The 6,780-nt window shown below is 66.0% G+C and carries 8 protein-coding genes and 2 pseudogenes; 8 read left to right on the top strand and 2 right to left on the bottom strand.

The window, feature by feature from the left end; genetic code table 11:
* The 6 genes and pseudogenes from VN856_RS16560 to ligA all read left to right on the top strand — a co-directional run.
* Positions 1–531, top strand: a pseudogene (locus VN856_RS16560) (methionine synthase); the annotation flags it as partial.
* Positions 532–586: 55 nt separating this feature from the next.
* Positions 587–1,132, top strand: a complete 546-nt coding sequence (locus VN856_RS16555; RefSeq protein ID WP_325690905.1) for a nuclear transport factor 2 family protein — start codon at positions 587–589, stop codon at positions 1,130–1,132.
* Between the two features lie 85 nt (positions 1,133–1,217).
* Positions 1,218–1,712 (top strand): SRPBCC family protein, encoded by a 495-nt coding sequence (locus tag VN856_RS16550; RefSeq protein ID WP_325690903.1) that lies wholly within the window; start codon positions 1,218–1,220, stop codon positions 1,710–1,712.
* On the top strand, positions 1,709–2,029 hold the full coding sequence (locus VN856_RS16545) for a metalloregulator ArsR/SmtB family transcription factor (RefSeq protein WP_325690901.1): 321 nt from the start codon (positions 1,709–1,711) through the stop codon (positions 2,027–2,029). Before VN856_RS16550 ends, VN856_RS16545 begins: the two co-directional genes overlap by 4 nt.
* 108 nt (positions 2,030–2,137) lie before the next feature.
* On the top strand, positions 2,138–2,851 hold the full coding sequence (gene msrA, locus VN856_RS16540; RefSeq protein ID WP_325690899.1) for a peptide-methionine (S)-S-oxide reductase MsrA: 714 nt from the start codon (positions 2,138–2,140) through the stop codon (positions 2,849–2,851).
* A 56-nt stretch (positions 2,852–2,907) separates the two neighbouring features.
* On the top strand, positions 2,908–5,001 hold the full coding sequence (gene ligA / locus VN856_RS16535) for an NAD-dependent DNA ligase LigA (RefSeq protein ID WP_325690897.1): 2,094 nt from the start codon (positions 2,908–2,910) through the stop codon (positions 4,999–5,001).
* On the opposite strand, the gene VN856_RS16530 is transcribed toward ligA, so the two are convergent.
* Together VN856_RS16530 and VN856_RS16525 are read right to left on the bottom strand one after the other, a co-directional pair.
* Positions 4,990–5,499 carry a hypothetical protein gene (locus VN856_RS16530; protein WP_325690907.1) on the bottom strand — a complete coding sequence of 170 codons (510 nt, stop codon included), beginning with the start codon at positions 5,497–5,499 and terminating at the stop codon, positions 4,990–4,992. The two genes, ligA and VN856_RS16530, sit on opposite strands and share 12 nt — an antisense overlap.
* Before the next feature lie 60 nt (positions 5,500–5,559).
* Positions 5,560–6,219 (bottom strand): amino acid-binding protein, encoded by a 660-nt coding sequence (locus tag VN856_RS16525; RefSeq protein WP_325690896.1) that lies wholly within the window; start codon positions 6,217–6,219, stop codon positions 5,560–5,562.
* 88 nt (positions 6,220–6,307) lie between these two features.
* Here VN856_RS16525 and gatC point away from each other — a divergent pair, with 88 nt between their 5' ends.
* Together gatC and VN856_RS16515 are read left to right on the top strand one after the other, a co-directional pair.
* On the top strand, positions 6,308–6,607 hold the full coding sequence (gene gatC, locus VN856_RS16520; RefSeq protein WP_325690894.1) for an Asp-tRNA(Asn)/Glu-tRNA(Gln) amidotransferase subunit GatC: 300 nt from the start codon (positions 6,308–6,310) through the stop codon (positions 6,605–6,607).
* Positions 6,604–6,780 (top strand): annotated as a pseudogene (locus VN856_RS16515) (Asp-tRNA(Asn)/Glu-tRNA(Gln) amidotransferase GatCAB subunit A); the annotation flags it as partial. The gene gatC and the pseudogene VN856_RS16515, both read left to right, overlap by 4 nt.

The raw sequence follows: 6,780 nt of genomic DNA, 5'->3' as shown, positions 1-6,780 counted from the left end.
CCGGTGGTGGTGCAATTCGATGAGCCGTCACTGCCCGCGGCCGTCGCCGGCCGGCTGACCGGAGTGACCTCGCTGAGCCCGGTGGCCGCGCTGGAGGAGAGCCTGGCTACCACGCTGCTCGACACCTGTGTGGCCGCCGCGGGCGCGGAGGTGTCAGTGCATTGCTGTGGTGCGGCGATACCATGGAAAGTGTTGCAGGACAGTCATATTAGTGCGGTATCGGTAGACACCGGCGCACTGGACGCCGGCGATCTGGACGCCATGGCCGGGTTCGTCGAATCGGGGCGTGTCGTCATGCTGGGCGTCGTGTCGTCGAGCCCGCCGCCGCGCCCGCCCGCGGTGGAGGAGGTCGCCGCGAGCGTCGTGGCCATCATCGACCGGCTCGGCTTCGGGCGTTCGGCGCTGCGTGATCGCATCGGCGTCACCCCGGCGTGTGGATTGGCCGCCGCGACCCCGGAATGGGCCCGTGCCGCGATCGGCTTGGCCCGGCGGACGGCCGAGGCCTTCGCCGAAGATCCCGACGCCATCTGAGAGTACGGCGGCCAATCCGTGCCTGGCGGGAAAGACCTGCCGCTAGCGTTGGGCGATGTCCATCGCCTCAGCCGACGTACAAGAGATGCTCGATGAATATGCGCTGCGAAAGCTCGTGCACGGTTACTGCCGTGCGGTAGACAGGGGCGATCTGGACAGCGTGCGCAGTCTTTATCACCCAGACGCCGAAGACAGCCACGGATCCTTCTCGTCGGGCTCCGTCGATACTTTTGTGCGGACGCTTGCCGAGACGCGGCCCTATATCCGGTCGATGCAACACCACATCACCACAACGAACTTCGCGATCAGCGGCGACATCGCCGAAGGCGAGATTTACAGCATTGCGACGCACTCGTTCGCCACCAAGGGTGGCGAAACCGAGGTCGTGGTGGGCGGACGCTATCTCGACAAATACGAAAAGCGCAATGGCACTTGGAAATTCACGACACGATGCATTGTCACCGACTGGGCGCATGTCCATGATCCGTCGGCTGTCGACTTCAGCCATCCGATGACGCGGGACACGCCAATTGGCCGTCCCGGGTCGGATGACCCATCGCATGAATTCTTTTCACTGCTGAGGTCATCCGGGCAGAGTTGAATCCGACGCCTTCCGGAAAGGGCAACCAGGGGGTTGCATGTAACCGCCGTGCATGGTTCCCTGATAGGCAACCAGGAGGTTGCATATGAACACCGATCGCATCGAGAAGCAGGTGGTGCTGCGCGCTCCGCTGGACCGGGTCTGGCGGGCGATCAGCGATTCGCAGGAATTCGGCCAATGGTTTGGTGTCCGCATCGACGGGCCATTCGTCGCCGGCACGTCAGTGCACGCGACGATCACCGGAACCACGGTCGACGAGGAGGTCGCGGAGCTGCAGCGACCGCATGCCGGGGCCGAGGCGACCTGGCAGATCATCGCGGTGGAACCGCCGCGGCGATTCGCCTTCCGCTGGCACCCCTTCGCGGTCGACGCGAAGGTCGACTACGGCAACGAGCCGACCACGCTGGTCGAGTTCACCCTGGCGGAAGCGGCCGACGGTGTGCTGCTCAGGATCGTCGAGTCCGGATTCGACGCCATCCCCGAGACTCGCCGCGCCGACGCGTTCGAAGCCAACAGCGGAGGATGGGCCAAGCAGACCGAACTCGTGCGCAAGTACCTCAGCCTGGGGCAGCGGGTGTGACCGCGACGCTCGCGGCGGCGCCGGTATTCGGCGCGCTGGGGGACGCGAACCGGCTGCGTATCGTGGCCCGACTGTGCGACGGCGGGCCGAGTTCGACTTCTCAAGTCACTCAGGCAGTTTCGGTCACCCGACAGGCGGCGACGAAACACCTGGAGCTGCTGGAGTCGGCCGGGCTGGTGATCAGCAGCCGGCGTGGTCGCGAGCGTATCTGGACGTTGCAGACTCGACCGCTGATCGATGCGGGCGACTATCTCAACCAGCTCTCCCGCCGCTGGGACGCCGCGATCGACCGGTTGCGCGCCTTCGTCGAGGACTGAACTTCTGGTTGTCGGGCAACGTGTTTCAAATACGGCCGACAGTTCGACCGCGATGCCGTTTACATAACTGCTATACCCTGGCGGTTTCTGGGAGAGGACAGCACGCATATGAATCGCAAAACCGGAACAGGGCGTCAGCGAATGGTCCTGACGTCCTGGCTGGCAGTGATCGGATTGGCCGCGGCGGCTTTCCTCGTCGTCCGCCCGGTAGTGCCGGCCGCGAGCGGGACGGCGGCGAGCGCGATTCCGGCACCCACCCTCGACGAACCGGCGACGGGGCGCCCCAAGACCGAAACCGCGGTCCTGGCAGGTGGCTGCTTCTGGGGCGTGCAGGGCGTCTACCAGCACGTCAAAGGCGTGCAATCCGCTCAATCCGGATACGCCGGCGGAGATGCCGCGACGGCTAACTACGACGCCGTCACCACCGAGACCACCGGCCATGCCGAGACGGTGCGCATTACCTACGACCCGTCCCAGGTGAGCTACGGCAAGCTGTTGCAGGTATTCTTCGCCGTCGCGCACGATCCGACCGAACTCGACCGTCAGGGACCCGACGTGGGCCCTTCGTATCGTTCGGTGATCTTTGCTCAGGACGACACCCAGCAAAAGATTGCGAATGCCTACATCGCCCAGCTGAACGCGGCGGGCTCATTTCCCGCACCGATCGTCACTGCCGTGGCGGGGCCGGCTCCGTTTTTCCCGGCCGAGGCCTACCACCAGGATTTCCTCGACTTGCATCCGAACAACCCGTACATCGTCGCCAACGACCTGCCCAAGCTGGGCGAGTTGCAGTCGACGTTCCCGGACCTCTATCGGGGCTAGCCGGCCCGCGGGGCTGCGCGGACCGAGCTGTCGGCGTGCTCCGATAGCCTGCGAGGGTGAGCTCAGCAGAGGCTGATCCGCCAGGGGCTGATCCGATCGGGCCCGACGTCCGTCGTGGTTGGCGTGAACTGGCCGACGAGGTGCGCGAACACCAGTTCCGTTACTACGTGCGTGACGCGCCGATCATCTCCGATGCGGACTTCGACACGTTGCTGCGCCGTCTTGCCGCGCTCGAGGACGAATATCCCGAGTTGCGCACACCCGACTCGCCGACGCAGCTCGTCGGCGGCGCCGGTTTCGCCACCGATTTCACCTCGGCCGAGCACCTCGAGCGGATGTTGTCGCTGGACAACGTGTTCAGCGCAGAGGAATTCGAGCTGTGGGCGGCCCGCGTTCGCGCCGACGTCGGTGCGGATGTCCCGTTTCTCTGCGAACTCAAAATCGACGGTGTCGCGTTGGCTTTGGTGTACCGCAACGGCCGGTTGGTCCGTGCGGCGACCCGTGGTGACGGGCGCACCGGCGAGGACGTGACGCTCAACGCGCGAACGATCGACGACGTACCCGAACGGTTGACCCCCAGCACCGACCATCCGGTGCCCGACGTCCTCGAGGTGCGCGGCGAAGTGTTCTTCCGGCTTGCCGATTTCGAGACGCTCAACGCCGCGCTCGTCGAAGACGGCAAGACACCGTTCGCCAACCCGCGCAACAGCGCCGCGGGATCGTTGCGGCAGAAGGACCCTTCCGTGACCGCCCGGCGCAAACTCCGGATGATCTGCCACGGGTTGGGACACCTGGAGGGCTATCGACCCGCGACGCTGCACGACGCGTATTCGGCGCTGGCCGCGTGGGGGCTGCCGGTCTCCGACCACACCACCCGAGTGGAAGACGCGGCCGGTGCCCTCGAGCGGATCGCCTACTGGGGCGAACACCGCCACGACGTCGACCACGAAATCGACGGCGTGGTAGTCAAAGTCGACGACGTGACGCTGCAGCGCCGGCTCGGCTCGACGTCGCGCGCACCGCGGTGGGCGATCGCCTACAAATACCCGCCGCAGGAAGTTCAGACCGAACTACTCGACATTCGGGTCAACGTCGGCCGGACCGGGCGCGTCACGCCGTTCGCGTTCATGACGCCGGTCACCGTCTCCGGGTCGACGGTCGGGCTGGCCACCTTGCACAACGCCGCCGAAGTCAAGCGCAAGGGGGTGCTGATCGGCGACACTGTGGTGATCCGTAAGGCCGGCGACGTGATCCCCGAAGTTCTGGGCCCCGTTGTCGACCTGCGCGATGGCTCCGAACGCGAATTCGTCATGCCCACAACATGTCCCGAGTGCGGTACGACATTGGCTCCGGCCAAGGAGGGCGACGCCGACATCCGTTGTCCCAATTCGCAGTCCTGCCCGGCACAGCTGCGTGAGCGGGTGTTTCACGTCGCCGGTCGCGGGGCGTTCGACATCGAAGGGCTCGGCTATGAGGCGGCGACTGCATTACTCGCAGCGAAGGTGATCAACGACGAGGGTGATTTGTTCGCCCTCACCGAAGACGACCTGTTGCGCACGGAGTTATTCACCACCAAAAGTGGCGCATTGTCGGCGAACGGCAAGCGATTGCTGGCCAACTTGGACACCGCGAAGAAGCAACCGCTGTGGCGGGTGTTGGTGGCGTTGTCGATTCGCCACGTCGGGCCAACCGCGGCAAGGGCATTGGCCACCGAGTTCGGCAGCCTGGACGCGATCACCTCGGCGTCGACCGAACAACTGGCCGCGGTCGAAGGCGTCGGTCCGACCATTGCCGATGCGGTGACCGAGTGGTTCACCGTCGACTGGCATTGCCAGATTGTGGACAAGTGGCGATCGGCCGGCGTGCGGATGGCCGACGAGCGTGACGCCAGCGTGCCGCGAACGCTGGAGGGCGTGACGATCGTCGTCACCGGTTCGCTGGCCGGCTTCTCCCGCGACGATGCCAAAGAGGCAATCCTGACCCGCGGCGGCAAAGCCGCCGGTTCGGTGTCGAAGAAGACCGACTACGTTGTCGCCGGTGATTCCCCGGGATCGAAGTACGACAAGGCCGTCGAGCTCGGCGTGCCCATTCTCGACGAGGATGGATTCCGAAAGTTGTTGGCGGAAGGCCCTTCTGAGTCAGGGGAGTAGCGGCAACCGCCACAGCGGGGTCTTCGGCTCAAGCAGCCACATGCGGATCGCAGTGAACCGGAACAGTCGAAGCGTGCCGGTGATGAGGACCGCGGCCAGTGGCAGGTCACACATTGCCGCGGTGAACTCCGCCATCTGAAAGTCTCTGGGTCCAGCGGTCATCAGGTCGAACCAGGCATCGCAGATCAGCAACGTGCCGGTGGCAAATGCGGTCAACAGCATCACTTGTCGGCGCAACATGCCGAAGACCACGGTTGCTGCCATCAGAAAAAGCAGAACAAGGTCGAACCCGACCCACGTTGCCGTCCAATCGTGCACCAGGTAGTCGTCGGGCAGCGCGAAGGCCAGATACACGATCCACGGAATCAGCACCAGCGTCCCGCCGGTCATGATCCCGAGCCAGCCCCAGCGGATGCGGTGCGCCACCTCTACCGGCAACAGTTCGGACAGGGGTCGCTCGAGGCGCTGGATGAGCTCGCGCCGCTCGGCGGGCGACATAGCGGCGATCTGGGCGTCGGTGAGGTTCACCCCCGGTGAATACCCCGTTTGGCGGGGCGTTCAGTGCAAAAGGGTTGCGACGATCCCGGCCAGGTATCCGAGCCGGGCGACCTCCGAGGGCCGGAAGGCCGGGCCGCCGGGCCGGCCGAGCACGACCGCGGTCTCGGGGACGCCCAACGGGGCCGCGATCAGGGTGGTGTCCAGCTCCCGCCACAGCTGCGGCACCCAATCCTCGGTTGCGTCCAGGGCAGTGGCGTACTCGATCGGCATCCAAGGGATATCAGTCAACCGGGTTTCCGGCGCGCCGGGGCTGCCCGCGATGCGGCGGAATCCGTCGTCGGACTTCTGCAGCACCGTGCACCAGCTCACCCGCAGCACCTGCGGCGCCTCGTCGACGAGCACTTTCAGCTTCGCCGCGGTCTTGCCGGCGGCGGCGACGTGGTCGATCAGCGCAAGCTCGCGGTGCGCGTCCAGCAGCCCGGTGTGCGGCCGCAGGCTGTCGACCCGCACACCCTGCAGCGCTTCGGCCGCTGTGATCAGCGTGTCAGGCATGCCCCCCGGCGGCAGCTCGACCACGAGATCGTCGATCGCATAACCGGGTCCGCGATCCACGACGTCCAGCGACAGAATGTCCGCGCCTACCGACCCCAGGGCCACGGCCAGCGAGCCGAGGCTACCTGGCCGGTCGGCCAGCTGTACCCGCAGCAGATAGGAGGACACGCGGACACTGTTGCACAGCGACGCTTTCTCGGCATTTCGGCGGATGCCAGGCGTCGCGCCAGAGTCGCGCTCGCTAGGCTTTTCAGTCGTGTCCCAGATCTCTCGTGACGAGGTGGCCCATCTGGCCCGGCTGGCTCGCCTGGCGTTGACCGACGATGAGCTGGACCATTACGCCGGCCAGCTCGACGCCATCCTGACTCATGTCGGCCAGATTCAGGCAGTCGACGTGACCGGCGTCGAGCCGACCGACAACCCGCTCAAGGCCGTCAACGTCACCCGACCCGACCAGACCGCGCCGTGCCTGACCCAGCAGGAGGCGCTGGCCGGGGCCCCCGAAGCCCTCGACGGTCGCTTCGTGGTCCCGCAGATCCTCGGGGAACCGCAATGACGGACATCATCCGGCTGGATGCGGCGACGCTCGCCGCGAAAATCGCCGCCAAGGAGCTGTCGTCGACTGAGGTCACCCAGGCCTACCTGGACCAGATTGCGGCGACCGATCAGCGGTATGGCGCCTTCCTGCATGTCGCGCCCGACGCGGCGCTGTCGGCGGCGGCCGCTGTC

Origin of the sequence: Mycobacterium sp., from assembly GCF_035603715.1 — a bacterium.
In the GTDB taxonomy this organism is placed as follows: Bacteria; Actinomycetota; Actinomycetes; order Mycobacteriales; family Mycobacteriaceae; genus Mycobacterium.
The sequence above is the reverse complement of the archived record's forward strand: the minus strand, read 5'-3'. Positions and strand labels throughout refer to the sequence as shown.

Coding starts and splice junctions, on each gene's coding strand:
- VN856_RS16530 (WP_325690907.1), bottom strand. CDS start 5,499: ATGTCGCCCGCCGAGCGGCGCGAGCTCATCCAGCGCCTCGAGCGACCC.
- VN856_RS16550 (WP_325690903.1), top strand. CDS start 1,218: ATGAACACCGATCGCATCGAGAAGCAGGTGGTGCTGCGCGCTCCGCTG.
- msrA (WP_325690899.1), top strand. CDS start 2,138: ATGAATCGCAAAACCGGAACAGGGCGTCAGCGAATGGTCCTGACGTCC.
- VN856_RS16555 (WP_325690905.1), top strand. CDS start 587: ATGTCCATCGCCTCAGCCGACGTACAAGAGATGCTCGATGAATATGCG.